A 15,193-nucleotide genomic window follows, 5' to 3' on the forward strand; every position below is an offset into this window, starting at 1 on the left:
ATATTCTCCCACTGTGTGGGAGGCGATCAAGCGGTGGTTCGACCCGGCGGAGCTGGGCTCGGTCGGTGAGACACCTGACTACCGTTTCTCGCTGGCCAACGAACGGACCTTCCTCGCCTGGCTGCGCACCGGGTTGGCGCTGGTCGGCGGCGGGTTGGCCGCCGCGCAGTTCCTGCCACCCCTGCCGATGAGTCACCTGCGCGAGGTGATCGCGGTGGCGCTGCTGCTGCTCGGGGCGGCGGTCGCGATCCGCGCGGTGGACCACTGGGCGCGTACCGAGCGGGCCATCCGGCTCGGCCGGGAGCTGCCGGCGTCCCGGTTCCCCGCCATCCTGGCGCTCGCCGTCGGCGTCGGCGCGTTGCTGCTGGTCGCCGCCGTCCTGATGCGGGCGGTCGGCGGGCGGTGAGCACCGGACGCGACCCGGGGCTGCAACCGGAGCGGACCCGGCTGGCCTGGCGGCGCACCCTGCTCACGGTGACAGTGGTGACAGTGCTCGCCGTCCGGCTGGCGTCGACCGGCGACCCGACCGGTGCGCTGATCGCCGGTGGCGCCGTGCTGGTGTGGGGCGCCCTGCTGGTGCTCTGCTGGCCACGGGGCACCGGCACCGGTCCGGCCCGCACCGGCGGCCGGACACTTCCCCTGGTCACCGTGGGCACTGTGGTGCTGGCGTCACTGGGAGTGCTGCTGGTGCTGCGCGGACTGGGGTGACGCGCGCCGGTGCGTCATCATGGGTGCATGGCCCGGCTTGGCGTACTCCTCTTCCTGGTGCAGATTGTCCTCGCCGTCTGCGCGCTGATCAGCTGCCTCTCCGCCGAGGAGGGCAAGATCCGTGCCCTTCCCCGGATCGCCTGGGTGCTGATCATCTTGTTCTTCCCGCTGGTCGGCTCGATCGCCTGGTTCATCGTCGGCCGGGAGCCCAGCCCCGGCGCCCGCAACGGCTGGTCGGGCGGCGGCGGCGGCGAGCGCCAGCGCCCTCGGCCGGTGGCCCCCGACGACGACCCGGAGTTCCTGCGCTCCGTCGAGGAACGCGCCCAGCAGCAGGACCAGGAGCTGTTCCAACGCTGGGAGGAAGACCTGCGGCGACGCGAGGACGACCTGCGCCGCCGCGACGGTGAGCCGCCGCGGGAGGGCGACCGACCGGAGGTGTGAACGCGCCGCCGCCGCCGGCGCAGGAGCGGCGGCGGCGGCGGGTGCGACTCAGGCCAGGTTCGACGACCGGGGGTACGCGTCGGTCGGGTCGGTGAGCACGTTCACCAGGTACGGCACTCCGGAGTCGAACGCCCGCTGGAGCGCCGGGCCCAGGTCGGCCGCCTTGGCGACCGTCTCCCCCGCCCCGCCGAGCGCGCTGACCACCGTGTCGTAGCGCAGCTCCGGCTGGAGGTCGGCGGCCACGTCGTAGCCGTACATGGCCCGCATCGGGTGCTTCTCCAGCCCCCAGATGCCGTTGTTGCCGACGACGATCACCACCGGCAGCTTCTGGCGGACCAGCGACTCGACGTCCATCAGCGAGAAACCGGCCGCGCCGTCGCCCATCAGCACGCAGATCTGCCGGTCCGGGTGACTGACCCGGGCGCCCATCGCGTAACCCATGCCGGTTCCCAGGCAGCCGTACGGGCCCGGGTCCAGCCACGTGCCGGGCTGGGCCGGCTCCAGGTACCGCCCGGCGTACGACACGAAGTCGCCGCCGTCGCCGATGGTGATCGCGTCCGGGGCGAGCGCCCGACGCAGCTCGCCGTAGATCCGGGCCGGGCGGATCGGGTCGGTCTCGGCGGCCATCTCCGCGGCGTCCCGGGCCTTCGCCGCGTCCTCGGCGACGCGCAGGTCGGCGATCCAGTCGGCGTGGTCGGCCCGATCGCCGGAGTGATCGGCCAGCGCGGAGAGGATCAGGCGCAGGTCACCGGCGGGCGCGACGGCCGGCTGCACGTGCGTCGCCCGCTGGCTGGGGGCGTCGACGATGTGCACCACCTTGGCGTCACCGAAGTCACCGAAGCTGAGCCGGAAGTCCAGCGGGGTGCCCACCACCACGACCACGTCGGCACCGGAGAGGGCGGCCCGTCGGGCCTTGGCGAACGCCAGCGGGTGCTCCGGCGGGAGCGAGCCGCGACCCATGCCGTTGGTGAAGACCGGCACCTGCAACGCCTCGGCCGCCTCACGCAGCGCGGCGACCGCGTCGCCCGCGTACACGTCGGAGCCGGCGATGATGACCGGCCGCTGCGCACCGGCGATGAGCATCGCCGCGCGGCCGACCTCCTCCGGGTCCGGCGCGACCGGGTCGACACCCGTCACGGTGGGCAGCTCGGCCTCCGCGACCGAGAAGACCGTCTCCAGCGGGAAGTCGAGGAAGGCCGGGCCGCGGTGCGGGGTGAGCGCTGCGTTCAGCGCCGCACCCACCGCACGCGGGATGTCGTCGGTGCTGAACACCGTCTCGGCGTGCTTGGTGACCGGGGCGACCAGCGGCAGGTGGTCCATCTCCTGGAGGCTGCCCGAGCCCCAGCGGAACGCGGGCGCGCGCCCACCGAGCACCAGCACCGGCGAGGCGTTGAAGAACGCGCTGGTCATGCCGGAGATGCCGTTTGTGACACCGGGCCCGGCGGTGAGCACGGCGAGACCGGGGCGGCGCTGGAGCTTGGCCACCGCCTCGGCGGCGAAGACCGCGGACTGCTCGTGCCGGACGTCGTAGATCGGGAAGTCGGTCTTGTACGCGGCGTCGTAGAGCGGGAAGACGTGCCCTCCGGACAGCGTGAACATCTCCCGTACGCCGTGCGCGCGTAGTGCCGCGAGCGCCAACTCGCCGCCGTGACCCTCGATCCGCTCCGTCATGTCGCTCCCATCGTCCGTGGCCGGGATCACAGGTTACCGGCCAGTCACATGGCCCTGCGACCGTGGCCCCGGCCACCGGACGTTGCCAAGGTCAGGGCGCCGCCGGGCAGGCGGCGACGGATCACCGGCCCGGGGCGGGCCGCGTCGGATCAGCGGCCGGTGAAGCCCGGCTTGCGCTTCTCGACGAAGGCGGCCATGCCCTCGCGCCGGTCGTCGGTGGCGAACAGCGCCGCGAAGAGCTGACTCTCCCAGGCCAGGCCCGAGTTCAGATCCATGTCCAGGCCGCCGTCGACAGCCAGCTTCGCCGCGCGCAGCGCCTGCACCGGCCCGGTCAGGTACGGGGTGATCAGCGCGACGGCGCTGTCGTACACCTCGGCGGCCGGGACGACCCGGTCGGCCAGGCCGATGCGCAGCGCTTCCTGCGCGTCCACCATCCGCCCCGACATGATCAGGTCCTTGGCGCGGGCCGGGCCGACCAGGCGGGCCAGCCGCTGGGTGCCGCCGGCACCCGGGATGATGCCCAGCTTGATCTCCGGCTGGCCGAGCTTGGCGTCCTCGGCGACCACCCGCCAGTCACAGGCCAACGCCAGCTCACAGCCGCCGCCGAGGGCGTACCCGGTGATCGCGGCGACCACCGGCTTGGGGATCCGGGCGATCGCGCCGAGCGCACTGGACAGGTTCGCCGCCCGATCCGCCATGTCCACGTAGGACATATCGGCCATCTGTTTGATGTCGGCGCCGGCGGCGAAGACTTTCTCTCCGCCGTACACGATGACGGCGCGGACCTCGGGGTCGGCGGTGGCCGCCGTGGCGGCGGCGCGCAACTCCTCCTGCACCTTGGTGTTGAGCGCGTTCATCGGCGGCCGTTCCAGCCGGATCGTGCCGATGCCGTCAGTGGTCTCCAGCCGAACGAACTCGCCCACGCTGCCCTCACTTCCTCGTCGAAGTCGCGTGCCAACCTTACGACCCGGCTCGTTTGGGTAAGTAGTGTGGTGTCAGCCCCGTGGGCGGGAGTCCAGCCATGATCACGTATTACGACGACAGGTCGGTGCAGGTCACCTCCACCACCCTCCGTGTCGACGGTCGCAGCTACAAGCTGGCCGACATCACAATGATCTGGCACCGCCGTGGCACCCGTTCCTGGCGCGTGCTGGTGGGACGGGGTGCTATCGGTGCCGCGCTGGCCGGCCCGCTGCTCGCCGCGGTGCTCGGCATAGGTGTGGCCGTCTGGTTGCACCGCTCACCCACAGTGACGATCGCGATAGTCGGCGCGTCGGTGCTGGTCGGGTTGGCCGTCGGGCCGGTCGCCGACTTCCTCTTCGAACACCTGGACCGCTCGTACGCCCGGGGCAGCCGCCAACTGGAGATCTGGGCCCGTTGGCGGGGTCAGCCGGTACGTCTGCTGCGCACCGGTGACGCGCTGCGCTTCGGGCAGATCTACCGGGCGGTGCAGCGCGCGGTGGAGCACAGCCAGCCGGCCCGCCCCGGCACCCGCCGCTAGTCAGCCTGGTTCCGCCGCACGTCCCGACCTGACCGAGGGCCGGTTCCCACCGCTTGAGACCGGCGCAGCCAGCGCGGCGTTCCCGCAGCCAGCGCGGCGTTCCCGCAGCCAGCGCGCGGGCGCAACGTTCCCGCAGCGCCTATGGAGCTGATATCGAAAACGAATCGGACCGAGGGCCTGCGGTGCCGCAGTGCCATACCGCCGCAGTCGCAGCACGGCACGGCGAGACGGAGCACGGCACGGCGAGACGGGGCACGGCACGGCGAAACGGGGCACGGCGCGGCGGGACGCGGCGGGACGCGGCGAGACGGGGCACGGCGCGACGCGGGGGACGCGTGATGTCGCAAACGATTCAGCTCCAAAGGACCGCCGCAACACCACCGCTACCGTCGGGCGGCCCGTCGGATCTTCTGCGAAGAAGCGCCGATCTTCTGCGAGGAAGGCCAAGCGCCGCGGTCCGCACGAGGCGAGGTTTGCCTGGCGGTGGTTAGGCTTAGTGATGACCCTCTATTACCGGGACGACGCGGTGCAGGTGACCTCCGAGTCGATCCGGGCGGGCGGCCAGGTGATCGCCCTGTCCGACGTGACGTTCGTCTGGCACGCCCGGGGGCAGAAAACTCTCGCCGTGCGCGGCCGTGTGCTGGGGCGCGGTGTCCTGGTGCTGCTGCTCTCGCTGCCGCCGTTGGTCGCCGTGGTTTGCGTGCTGTCGCTGGCCTGGTCGGCTCAGGATCGGGGCAACTGGCAGCTGGCGCTGATCATTCTCGCCGCCTGCGCGGTCGGGGCGCTGGTGTCGCTGCCGTTCCTGGAGATCCCCCTCGGCTGGCTGGACCGCTCCTACGAGCGCGGCAGCCACGTGCACGAGTTGTGGGTGCAGCACCACGGCCGGGAGGATCTGCTGGTGCGCACCCCGGACGCGCTACGGTTCGGGCAGATCTACCGGGCCGTGCAGCGCGCCGTCGAACAGCAGGGGGACCATCGATGACCACCCGTCGCGGCGAGGCCGTCGCGCTGGCCGGCCTGCTCGCGGCGGCCGGCGTCACCCACCTGCTGCGACCCGGCGTCTACGACCCGATCGTGCCGCGCGCGTTGCCCGGCCCGCCCCGATTCTGGACGTACGCCAGCGGCGTCGCCGAACTGGCGGTGGCGGCGACGGTCGCGAACCCGGCCACCCGGCAGGCCGGCGGTCGGGCCGCCGCCGCACTCTTCGTCGCCGTCCTACCAGCGAACGTGAAGATGGCAGTGGACTGGCGCGAGCGCCGCCCGACGAAACGGGCCATCGCGTACGGCAGGGTGCCGTTGCAGGTGCCGCTGATCTGGTGGGCGCTGCGGGTGGCCCGCGCCGCCACCGCCGGTCGACGGCCCCGCTGACCGGCTCCGTCGGGCGGTTGTGGTGCGACCGACGCACACTTGACCCCATGGCGATTCCCCTCCCCACCCCGGCCGCCGTGGTCGGCCTGACCCGCTCCGCCCTCGACCAGGCGCTCGGCTCCGCTGCCTCGATGGCGGCCGTGCCCGCCCGCGCGTTCGCCGTACTGGACGGGGTGGAGGTGCTGCTGGCCCGGATCAACGGCGTGGTCGACCGGATCGAGACGACACTGGATCGGACCGATCAGGTGCTCACCGACGCCGAGGCCGCGGTCCGCGAGGTGGCAGTCATCAGCGCCGCCGCGACCACCGCCATCGACACCGCGACCGAGGTGGCCGCCGCCGCCGCAGTGGTGGTCGCCGAGGCCGACCGGGTCTCCCGGGCGGCAGGCACTGTGGTCGCCGAGGCCGACCGGGTCGCGAACCGCGCCGCCACCACGGTGGGCACCGCGACGGAGGCCGCCGCCACGGCGGCAGAACTGCTGGCGGCGTACGAGCCGGCGTTGCGCCGGGCCGCGCCGATGGCCGGACGGTTCGTGGAGGAGTTGAGCCACGAGGAGATCAGCGCGGCGATCCACCTGATCGACGAGTTGCCGAAGCTCAAGGAACACCTGACGGCGGACATCCTGCCGATCCTGGCCACGCTGGACCGGGTCGGGCCGGACCTGCACGACCTGCTGGACGTGACCCGTGACCTGAAGCTCGCCGTGGCCGGTATCCCCGGGTTGGGCATGCTGCGCCGACGCGGCGAGAAGCTCACCGACGACTCCGTCGCCTGACGACCGGCCCGCACGGGCGAGCCGGCCGGGGTGCACAGGGTGCGCTCAGGCAGGTACGTACAGCTCGTCGATCTCGGCGCGTTGCGGTAGCGCCACCGAGGCACCGAGCTTGCGGACACAGGCGGCGCCGGCCGCCGACGCCCAGCGCACCGCGTCGACCAGGTCGCGCCCTTCGCCCCAGCCGACGGCCAGCGCGGCGGTGAACGCGTCACCGGCGGCGGTGGAGTCGACCACGTCGACAGGTACCGCCGGCACGTGCACCTCGGTGCCGTCCCGGTCGACGTACCAGGCGCCCTCTCCGCCGAGAGTGAGCACGGCCCGGGGGGTCAGGTCGAGCAGCGCGCGTGGCTCCTCCCGACCCCGGCCGGCGAGCGCCTGCGCCTCGCCCTCGTTGACTACCAGCAGGTCGACGGCGGCGAGCAGCTCGGGTGGGAGGTCCCGCGCCGGTGCGGCGTTCAGGATGACCCTGGTGCCGGCCTCGCGGGCGGCCACCGCGGCGGCCGTCACGGTCTGCACCGGGATCTCCAGTTGGGCGACGAGGACGTCCGCCGCGCGCACAGTGGTCAGCTCCTCCTCGGTGAGGCCGACCAGGGCGTCGTTCGCGCCTGGCGTGACCACTATGGCGTTCTCCCCCTGGGCGTTGACCATCACCAGCGCCACTCCGGAGGCGCCGTAGACCACGCGAAGCTGACTGGTGTCCACGCCGGCCGCGGTGATGCGGGCCTTGAGGGTCACGCCGAAGGCGTCCGAGCCGATCGCGCCGAGGAACGCGCAGGAGGCGCCGGCCCGGACGGCGGCCACGGCCTGGTTGGCGCCCTTGCCGCCGGGCACCATCACGAAGTCGGTGCCGAGCATGGTCTCGCCCTGTCGCGGCAGCGCGGGTGCCATCGCGACCAGGTCCATGTTGGCGCTGCCCACCACGGCAACCCGGGTCTGCGGCACGGCCGTCTCCGCCTGTCCGGCGCTCAGGCGGCGCGAGCCGTGAAGCGGTCGCCCGACCGCTCGACCACAAGTGGCAGCCCGAAGGTCTTGGAGAGGTTGTCACCGGTCAGCGTCTCGGCGAGCAGGCCCTGGGCGACCACCCCACCCTCGCGCAGCAGCATCGCGTGGGTGAACCCGGGCGGGATCTCCTCGACGTGGTGGGTGACCAGCACCATCGCCGGGGCGTCCGGGTCGTACGCCAGCTCGGCCAGTCGGGCGACCAGGTCCTCCCGACCGCCCAGGTCGAGCCCGGCCGCGGGCTCGTCGAGCAGCAGCAGCTCCGGGTCGGTCATCAGGGCACGGGCGATCTGCACCCGCTTGCGCTCACCCTCGGAGAGGGTCCCGTAGCGGCGTTCGGCGAGCCCACCGACGCCGAGTTGACTCAGCAGCGCCCGCGCCCGCGCCTCGTCGCCACGGTCGTAGTTCTCCCGCCAACGGCCGACCACCGACCAGGCGGCGGTCACCACCACATCGCTGACCCGCTCGTCGGCGGGCAGCCGCTCGGCGATCGCGGCGGTGGTGAGCCCGATCCGGGTACGCAGCTCGTTGACGTCGGTGCGGCCGATCCGCTCGCCGAGCACGTGCGCGACACCAGTGGTGGGGTGCAGCCGACCGGCGGCGAGGTTGAGCAGTGTGGTTTTGCCGGCACCGTTGGAGCCGAGCACGACCCACCGCTCGTCCAGTTCGACGCGCCAGGTCAGGTCCTGCAGGAGGGCGGTGCCAGAGCGGCGTACGCCGACGCCGTCGAGGCTGACCACCAGATCCGGGTCCACGAAAGCGGCGGCAGGCGCGGCGCCGGCAGCGCCGGGGATCAGGTCACCAGTCACCACACCATCCAACCACGCAGCGCCGCGGTGCCCCCCATGGGCGGCACCTCAGCCATAGGGTGAAGCGCCGTGTCGTTGATCACCAAGCCCGAAGGACGGCCCATGCCCCGCCGACGTACGGAGCCGCGCGGATGAGCGCGGTCATCGAGATCGAGGGTCTGCGCAAGACCTTCCACAGCATGCGCAGCGGCCGACGGGTGGCGGTGGACGGTTTCGATCTGCTGGTCGAGGCGGGTCAGGTCCACGGCTTCCTGGGCCCCAACGGCTCGGGCAAGACCACCACGCTGCGGGCCCTGCTCGGGCTGGTACGCGCCGACAGCGGCCGGATGACGGTGCTCGGCGAACCGTCGCCAGAGCTGCTGCCCCGGGTGGCGGGCCAGGTCGGCGCAATCGTGGAGAGCCCGCAGTTCTTCGGCAACTTCACCGGCCACCGCACGCTGCGGTTGTTGGCCCGCGCCGGTGGGGTGCCGGTCTCGCGGGTGGACGAGGTGCTGGATCTGGTGGGCCTGTACGACCGGGGCGATGAGCGGGTGAAGGGCTATTCGCTGGGCATGAAGCAGCGTCTGGCGGTGGCGTCCGCGCTGTTGAAGGACCCGCGGTTGCTGATTTTGGACGAGCCGGCGAACGGGCTGGACCCGGCGGGCATCCGGGAGATGCGCGACCTGACGCGGTCGTTGGCGGCCAACGGGGTGACGGTGCTGGTGTCCAGTCACATCCTGGGCGAGATCCAGCTGATCTGTGACCACGTCACGATCATCTCGCGGGGGCGGCGGGTCGCTACCGGTCGGGTGGACGAGGTGCTGGCGGGCCACGACCGGCACGAGTTCCTGGTCCGGGTGGCCGAGCCGGAGCGGGCGGTCGAGCTGCTGCACGCGGCCGAGCTGACGGCGGTCGTGGACGGCGGGGCGTTGGTGGTGAGCGGGGTGGACGACCCGACGGTGGTCAGCCGGGTGCTCGGTGAGCAGGGCCTGTGGGTGCGCGAGCTGACGCCGCTGCGGCCGGATCTGGAGAGCGTCTTCCTTGAGCTGACCGGCGGGTACGAGCATCCGTCGGCGCCCCGGCAGGTCGACGGCTCGTCGCTGGCGCACGGTCAGGCTGGGATCGATCTCGATCGGGGAGTGGAAGCGTGAACCTGGTGCGTGCCGAGTTGGAACGACTGTCCGCGCGTCGCTTCGTGCAGCTCATGGTCGTCCTGCTGGCGTTGGCGTTCGCCGTTACGGCGGCGACCACGCTGGCCGGTTCCCACAAGCCGACCGCCAGTGAACTGAACTCGGCGCGGCAGCAGGCCGTCGACGCGCGACGGAGTATGGAGACCACGCACCAGGAGTGCCTGGCCCGCCTGCAGGAAAGGTCGCCGACCGACACGAGCGAGTATTTCGCCGACTGCGCGGACCTCGATCCGATCCGGCAGGACCGGCTGCCGATCGCCGCCGACTTCCTGCCGGGGGTGTTCAGCTTCGCTGAGCAGGCCGAGTCGTTGCTTCATTTCCTGATCGCGTTCCTGGTGCTGTTCGGGTTCCTGGTCGGCGCCTCCTACATCGGCGCGGATCTGAACTCCGGCGGTGTGGTGAATCTGCTGCTCTGGCGACCGCGCCGGTTGACTGTGCTCGCGGCCAAGTTGGGCACCCTGTTGGGCTCGGTGCTGGTGCTGTCCCTGTTGGCGTCGGTGGCCTACCTCGCCACGTTCTGGATGATCGGGCAGAGCGCCGGGTTGCCGGGCCGGCTGGACAACGGCTTCTGGCGTTCGCTCGGTGTGGTGCACGGCCGGGGCCTGGTGTTGGTGCTGCTGGCCTCGGCAGTGGGCTTCGCGATCGCCACGTTGGGTCGGCACACCTCTGCGGCGCTGGGGGCGGTGGCGGCGTACGCGGTGGTGTGGGAGTTGGGCGGCCGTCTGGTGTTGGAGATCATCGACGTCCGACGGTCGGACCAACTGATGCTCTCCAGCTACATCGGGGCGTGGCTCAGTGGCGAGTCGCGGTTCTTCGACCCGCGGCTCTGTGCCGGCGCCTCGGGTACCGGCTACTGCTCGGGCCTCTACAGCCTGACCTGGGGCCCGGCGCTGCTGGTGCTGCTCGCGGTGACCGGCGGGCTGACCGCGGCGGCGTTCGCCGTGTTCCGTCGCCGGGACCTGATCTGAGTTTGGTCCGCCGGGGGCTGACGCGGCCTTCGGGCTCCCCGGCGGGCCGGAACCGGCAAGAGCTTGCGACTCACTATGAAGCGGTGAAATATTCCTTCATGTGACCGCCGCGACGGGCTCAGCCGACGGTGGAGCCGAACACCTCGTCGCGTACCGCGTCCAGGGCGGTGCGCAGCGCGCCGTGCAGGATCGGCTCCTCGGTCAGCCCGGTCGGCACCACTCGCGGCTGGACCAGGGTGATCGCCGCGACCTCCTGCTGCACCCGGTCGGCGAGCGCCGCGCCACCGGCCTGGCCGACCTCGCCGGCGAGCACTACCAGCGGTGGGTCCAGCACCACGCAGGTGCTGGCCACGCCGAGCGCGAGCCGTCGGGCCAGTTCGTCGAGCATCGGACCACCGTCGGCGCCGGCCGCGACGGCCGCGCGGACGGCCTCGGCGGCGTCGGCGTCCGGGTAGCCGTGCTCGCGGGCCACAGCGCGCACCGAGTCCGCACCGATCAGCTGCTGGAAGGCCGGCTTGGCACGACGGGAGACGTCGCGCGGAATGGGCGCGCCGGGCACCGGCAGGTAGCCGATCTCGCCGGCCGCGCCGCTGCTGCCGTGGTGCAACCGCCCGCCCAGCATGATCGCCAGACCGACGCCGGCGCCCACCCAGACCAGCACGAAGTCCGACAGCCCCTGCGCTGCGCCGGACTGCGCCTCGGCCACCGCGGCCAGGTTGACGTCGTTCTCGAAGACCACCGGTGTGTGCAGGTCGTCCCGCAACGCGGCGAGCAGACCGCTGTGCCAGCGTGGCAGATTGAAGGCGAAGGTGATGTCGCCGGTGCCGGGGTCGACCAGCCCCGGCGTACCGAGCACGATCCGTCGTACGCTGCTCAGCTGCGCCTGGGCGCTGCTCGCCGCCTGCACGACGGCGTTGTGCACCACGCCCACCGGGTCGTCGGTGTCCCGGGTCGACTGCTCCACCCGGCCGATGACCGCACCGGTGATGTCCGCGCAGGCGGCCACCACCCGATCCGGCCCGACGTCCACGCCGACCACGTGCGCGCTGCCCGGGCGGACGGCGTAGAGCTGGGCGTTCGGCCCCCGCCCGCCGGCCTGCTCGCCGACCCGCGCGACGAGGCCGCGCTCCTCCAGCCGCTCGACCAGTTGCGAGGCGGTGACCTTCGACAGCCCGGTCAGCTCGCCGAGTCGGGCCCGGGTCAGCGGGCCGCGTTCGAGGAGCAGTTCCAGCGCGGCACGGTCGTTGAGCGCCCGCAACAGACGGGGGGTGCCGGGCAGCCGGGTCGCACTCATGACACGTCCTCTAGTTTTAGTAAACTTTGCTAACTGTAAACCTACCTGCGAACGGGTAGCCGTAGCGTAACGGCCACTCGACTGTGGGACGCTCCGCCAAGTCGGCAGGGCCAGGACCACCACCGGTACGACGTTTCGTACCCGCAGGGCACCGAAGGGGGAAGATCACGTGGGGTTGGATCCAGGACTGCGCCGGCTCGCGCTGGGCACGCTGCTGGCCGCGTACCCGGGACCGGTCCCGCCCGACTGGGCGGTCGACCTGCTGGCCGACGGGCTGGCCGGGCACACCCTGTTCGGCACCAATGTGCACGACCCCGCGCAGGTGGCGGCGAGCACCGCAGCGCTGCGCGCCGGGCGACCCGACGCGCTGATCGCGATCGACGAGGAGGGTGGCGACGTGACCCGGCTGGCGCACGCCACCGGCAGCCCGTACCCCGGTAACGCCGCCCTCGGTGCGATCGGCGACGTGGCGCTCACCCGACGGGTCTACCAGTCGATCGGCGCCGAACTGGCCGCGCTCGGCATCACCGTCAACCTCGCCCCCACTGTCGACGTCAACACCGCCGACGACAACCCGGTGATCGGCACCCGGTCCTTCGGCGCGGATCCGGTGCGGGTGGCCGCCCACTCCGCCGCCGCCGTGGCCGGGTTGCAGGCCGCCGGCGTGGCCGCCTGCGCCAAGCACTTCCCCGGCCACGGCGCCACGGTCACCGACTCCCACCACGAACTGCCCACCGTGGACGCGCCGCTGGGCCTGCTCCGCCAGCGGGACCTACCGCCGTTCGCGGCAATCGTCGCCGCCGGGGCGCGGGCCGTGATGACCGCGCACATCCGGGTGCCGGCGCTCACCGGCGCCGACCCGGCCACCTTCAGCCGGGCCGTCCTGGTCGACCTGCTGCGCACCGAGTACGGCTTCACCGGCGCCGTCATCACCGACGCGCTGGAGATGAAGGGTGCCGCGGTGGCCGCCGGCGGGGTCGGGCCGGCTGCGGTCCGGGCCCTGAGCGCGGGTGCCGACCTGCTCTGCATCGGCGCGAAGGTGGACGCCGAACTGGTCGAGCGGGTGGCCGCCGAGATCGTCGACGCGCTCGCCGACGGCCGGCTGGCGAGGGCGCGGGTCGAGGAGGCGGCCGGCCGCGCCGCCGATCTCGCCGCCTGGACCCGGGCCGCCAGCGGGTCGCCGGTCACCGGCGACACCGAGCTGGGGTACGCGGCGGCGCGTCGGGCGGTCCGGGTGGACGGCCTGCTCAGCGGCTTGGAGCAGCCACTGGTGGTGCAACTGCACACCGAGTCGACGATCGCCGAGGGTCGGGTGCCGTGGGGCCTCGGTCCGCACCTGGACGGGGTGCCCGAGATCCGGGTGATCGCCACCGAGACCGACCCGGCCACGCTGCGCGGATTGGCGGGCGACCGTCCCATCGTGCTGGTCGGGCGACACCTGCACCGGCTGCCCGGCGGCCCGGAGCTGATCGCCGACCTGGCCGCCCAGCACCCTGTGACAGTGGTGGAGATGGGCTGGCCGGCACAGTGGCGGCCGGCAGGCGTCCGCGCCTTCGTCACCACCTACGGTGCGAGCCACGCCAACGGTCGCGCAGCGGCCGAGGTGCTCGGTCTGGCCGGCTGAGCCACGGCGTTCTCCGGCCGGGCTGAGCCGCTCGGCCGGGTGTCGCGCTCCAGCGCCGCGCCGGAGTGTCCACAGTCACTGGTCGCCACTTCTTGAACATGTTCAACAACGACCTTAGTCTGATGACATCGGTAGTTGAACACGTTCAAGAAGGGCGTCCACATGGACATCAAGGTCTGGATGTACGTGATCTACCTGGCGGTCAGCGTCGGCCTGACCATCTGGGTGGCGCGAGCGCTGTCCCGCAACGGGCTGGTCTTCCTGGAGGAGGTCTTCGCCGAGAAACGACTCGCCCAAGCGGTCAACAGTCTCCTGGTGGTCGGGTTCTACCTGCTCAACCTCGGCTACGTCACGGTGGCCATGAAGCACTCCGACCCTGTCGATTCGACAAGCCAGGCCATGGAGGAGCTGTCCCTCAAGATCGGCCTGGTGCTGCTGGTGCTCGGCGCGCTGCACTTCTTCAACGTCTTCGCGCTCGGCCGCTACCGCCGAAACCGACTCCGCCAGCTCGCCACCCACCCCCCGCTCGCCCCGATCGGCCGACTCCCCATGCAGTCCGCCCCTCCCGGATCGCAGTTGGTCGGCGCGTACCCGGGCGGACCACAGCCGACCGGCGCGCACCCGACCGGCCCGCACCCGACCGGACCCCAGCCGGCCGGTCCGCAGCCGGGCGTCGGCCCGACGAACAACCCACCAACCCGATGACAGTGCCCCCGACCGGTGGCGGCGGTCGGCTCCCGGATCCCACCGCTCACTCCGGCGGTGGGATCCGGGGGTTCACCGTCCTGTTCGACGCCGCCTGCCCACTCTGCCGCGCCGCCCGCCGCTGGTTGTCGTCCCGCGCCCAGCTCGTACCCCTGGAGTTCGTGCCGGCCGGGTCCGCCGAGGCCCGGCGGCGCTTCCCCGGCCTGGATCACGACGCGACGCTGCGCGACCTCACGGTGATCGCCGACACCGGCGAGGTGTACGCGGGCGACGGCGCCTGGTTCGCCTGCCTCTGGGCGCTGACCGACCACCGGTCCACTGCCGAGCGGCTGGCCCGACCACACCTGCTGCCCCTCGCCCGGCAGACGGTGGCCGCCGCCTCGGCGATCCGGGAGCGGATCCGCGACCCGTGGGCCGAGCCGACCGACGAACCGGCGGGATACGGTGACCCCGATGACCGAACAGCCTGCGCAGACGACCACTGCGGGTGACCCAGCCACCGCCCGAGGCGAGCAGACCCGGCAGCTGATCCGGGACACCGCGATGCGGCTGTTCCGCGAACGCGGGTACGCCCAGACCACGATGCGGGCGATCGCGCAGGAGGCCGGCGTGGCGGTCGGCAACGCCTACTACTACTTCGGTTCCAAGGACCACCTGATTCAGGAGTTCTACGCCCAGTCCCAGGTCGAGCACCGGGCCGCCGCGCAGCCCGTGCTCGACCGGGAGGAGGCGTTCGGTCCCCGGCTCGCCGGGGTGCTGCACGCGGGGATCGACGTGTTGACTCCCTCACACGGATTCGCGGCGACCTTCTTCAAGACGGCGGCGGAGCCCACCTCCCCGTTGAGCCCCTTCTCCGCGGAGTCCTCCGGCCCCCGACAGGCTGCCATCGACCTCTTCGGCGAGGTGTTGACCGGATCGACGGCCACTGTCGACGCCGAACTGCGCCCACAGCTGCCCGAGCTGCTCTGGCTCGCGTACATGGGCGTGATCCTCTACTGGGTGCACGACCGATCGCCGGGCCAGACCAAGACCCGCCAGCTCATCGACGGGGCCGTACCACTGGTCGACCGGCTCGTGGCGCTGTCCCGGCTCCGGGTCCTGCGGCCGGTGACCCGCCAGGTGCTCGACCTGATTCGCACGCTCCGTCACTGATCCGGCCG

18 protein-coding genes are annotated in these 15,193 nt (G+C 72.4%); 13 read left to right on the forward strand and 5 right to left on the reverse strand.

Annotated elements, in window-relative coordinates; genetic code table 11:
- The first annotated feature begins 13 nt into the window (after positions 1-13).
- From AB0B94_RS08480 to AB0B94_RS08490, 3 genes are read left to right on the forward strand one after another with little or no spacing between them, the layout of a single operon-like run.
- Positions 14-406 carry a DUF202 domain-containing protein gene (locus tag AB0B94_RS08480; protein ID WP_357271009.1) on the forward strand — a complete coding sequence of 131 codons (393 nt, stop codon included), beginning with the start codon at positions 14-16 and terminating at the stop codon, positions 404-406.
- Positions 403-708 carry a DUF202 domain-containing protein gene (locus tag AB0B94_RS08485; protein ID WP_357270212.1) on the forward strand — a complete coding sequence of 102 codons (306 nt, stop codon included), beginning with the start codon at positions 403-405 and terminating at the stop codon, positions 706-708. The genes AB0B94_RS08480 and AB0B94_RS08485 overlap by 4 nt, the downstream gene beginning before the upstream one ends.
- 27 nt (positions 709-735) lie before the next feature.
- Positions 736-1,149: a PLD nuclease N-terminal domain-containing protein gene (locus tag AB0B94_RS08490; protein WP_357270215.1), complete on the forward strand. Its 414-nt coding sequence runs from the start codon at positions 736-738 to the stop codon at positions 1,147-1,149.
- Positions 1,150-1,197: 48 nt separating this feature from the next.
- Here the strand turns inward: AB0B94_RS08490 and AB0B94_RS08495 are convergent, their stop codons facing one another.
- Both AB0B94_RS08495 and AB0B94_RS08500 read right to left on the reverse strand, forming a co-directional pair.
- Positions 1,198-2,820 (reverse strand): acetolactate synthase, encoded by a 1,623-nt coding sequence (locus tag AB0B94_RS08495; protein WP_238670970.1) that lies wholly within the window; start codon positions 2,818-2,820, stop codon positions 1,198-1,200.
- A gap of 149 nt (positions 2,821-2,969) precedes the next feature.
- Positions 2,970-3,743, reverse strand: a complete 774-nt coding sequence (locus AB0B94_RS08500; RefSeq protein WP_357270220.1) for an enoyl-CoA hydratase-related protein — start codon at positions 3,741-3,743, stop codon at positions 2,970-2,972.
- Positions 3,744-3,841: 98 nt separating this feature from the next.
- Here AB0B94_RS08500 and AB0B94_RS08505 point away from each other — a divergent pair, with 98 nt between their 5' ends.
- The 4 genes from AB0B94_RS08505 to AB0B94_RS08520 all read left to right on the forward strand — a co-directional run bounded on the left by AB0B94_RS08505 (position 3,842) and on the right by AB0B94_RS08520 (position 6,465).
- Positions 3,842-4,321, forward strand: coding sequence for a DUF6232 family protein (locus AB0B94_RS08505; RefSeq protein WP_357270223.1), 480 nt, complete (start codon positions 3,842-3,844; stop codon positions 4,319-4,321).
- 499 nt (positions 4,322-4,820) lie between these two features.
- Positions 4,821-5,303, forward strand: coding sequence for a DUF6232 family protein (locus AB0B94_RS08510; RefSeq protein WP_238670967.1), 483 nt, complete (start codon positions 4,821-4,823; stop codon positions 5,301-5,303).
- Positions 5,300-5,689, forward strand: a complete 390-nt coding sequence (locus AB0B94_RS08515; protein ID WP_357270226.1) for a hypothetical protein — start codon at positions 5,300-5,302, stop codon at positions 5,687-5,689. Before AB0B94_RS08510 ends, AB0B94_RS08515 begins: the two co-directional genes overlap by 4 nt.
- Positions 5,690-5,736: 47 nt before the next feature.
- Entirely contained in the window at positions 5,737-6,465 is a 729-nt protein-coding gene (locus AB0B94_RS08520) for a hypothetical protein (protein ID WP_357270229.1), read from the forward strand.
- Between the two features lie 45 nt (positions 6,466-6,510).
- Here AB0B94_RS08520 and AB0B94_RS08525 read toward each other — a convergent pair whose 3' ends face one another.
- Positions 6,511-7,407, reverse strand: coding sequence for a ribokinase (locus AB0B94_RS08525; protein ID WP_266303494.1), 897 nt, complete (start codon positions 7,405-7,407; stop codon positions 6,511-6,513).
- Positions 7,408-7,430: 23 nt separating this feature from the next.
- The gene (locus AB0B94_RS08530; RefSeq protein ID WP_091397101.1) at positions 7,431-8,273 is read right to left on the reverse strand and encodes an ABC transporter ATP-binding protein; all 843 of its coding nucleotides are present in this window, start codon (positions 8,271-8,273) and stop codon (positions 7,431-7,433) included.
- 131 nt (positions 8,274-8,404) lie between these two features.
- Between AB0B94_RS08530 and AB0B94_RS08535 the strand changes: the two genes are divergently transcribed.
- Both AB0B94_RS08535 and AB0B94_RS08540 read left to right on the forward strand, forming a co-directional pair.
- Positions 8,405-9,403 (forward strand): ATP-binding cassette domain-containing protein, encoded by a 999-nt coding sequence (locus AB0B94_RS08535; RefSeq protein ID WP_357270233.1) that lies wholly within the window; start codon positions 8,405-8,407, stop codon positions 9,401-9,403.
- Positions 9,400-10,410 (forward strand): ABC transporter permease subunit, encoded by a 1,011-nt coding sequence (locus AB0B94_RS08540; protein ID WP_357270236.1) that lies wholly within the window; start codon positions 9,400-9,402, stop codon positions 10,408-10,410. Before AB0B94_RS08535 ends, AB0B94_RS08540 begins: the two co-directional genes overlap by 4 nt.
- A 118-nt stretch (positions 10,411-10,528) precedes the next feature.
- Here AB0B94_RS08540 and AB0B94_RS08545 read toward each other — a convergent pair whose 3' ends face one another.
- Positions 10,529-11,704 carry an ROK family transcriptional regulator gene (locus AB0B94_RS08545; protein ID WP_238670961.1) on the reverse strand — a complete coding sequence of 392 codons (1,176 nt, stop codon included), beginning with the start codon at positions 11,702-11,704 and terminating at the stop codon, positions 10,529-10,531.
- Between the two features lie 169 nt (positions 11,705-11,873).
- On the opposite strand from AB0B94_RS08545, the gene AB0B94_RS08550 reads away from it, so the two are divergent.
- From AB0B94_RS08550 to AB0B94_RS08565, 4 genes are all read left to right on the forward strand, one after another.
- The gene (locus AB0B94_RS08550; RefSeq protein WP_357270239.1) at positions 11,874-13,328 is read left to right on the forward strand and encodes a glycoside hydrolase family 3 N-terminal domain-containing protein; all 1,455 of its coding nucleotides are present in this window, start codon (positions 11,874-11,876) and stop codon (positions 13,326-13,328) included.
- 135 nt (positions 13,329-13,463) lie between these two features.
- Positions 13,464-14,033 (forward strand): hypothetical protein, encoded by a 570-nt coding sequence (locus AB0B94_RS08555; protein ID WP_357270242.1) that lies wholly within the window; start codon positions 13,464-13,466, stop codon positions 14,031-14,033.
- Entirely contained in the window at positions 14,030-14,524 is a 495-nt protein-coding gene (locus AB0B94_RS08560) for a DCC1-like thiol-disulfide oxidoreductase family protein (protein WP_238670958.1), read from the forward strand. The genes AB0B94_RS08555 and AB0B94_RS08560 overlap by 4 nt, the downstream gene beginning before the upstream one ends.
- Positions 14,487-15,185 (forward strand): TetR family transcriptional regulator, encoded by a 699-nt coding sequence (locus AB0B94_RS08565; protein WP_357270245.1) that lies wholly within the window; start codon positions 14,487-14,489, stop codon positions 15,183-15,185. Before AB0B94_RS08560 ends, AB0B94_RS08565 begins: the two co-directional genes overlap by 38 nt.
- The last annotated feature ends 8 nt before the right edge of the window (positions 15,186-15,193 follow it).

The sequence above is a fragment of the Micromonospora sp. NPDC048986 genome, from assembly GCF_040649335.1.
In the GTDB taxonomy this organism is placed as follows: domain Bacteria; phylum Actinomycetota; class Actinomycetes; order Mycobacteriales; family Micromonosporaceae; genus Micromonospora; species Micromonospora alfalfae.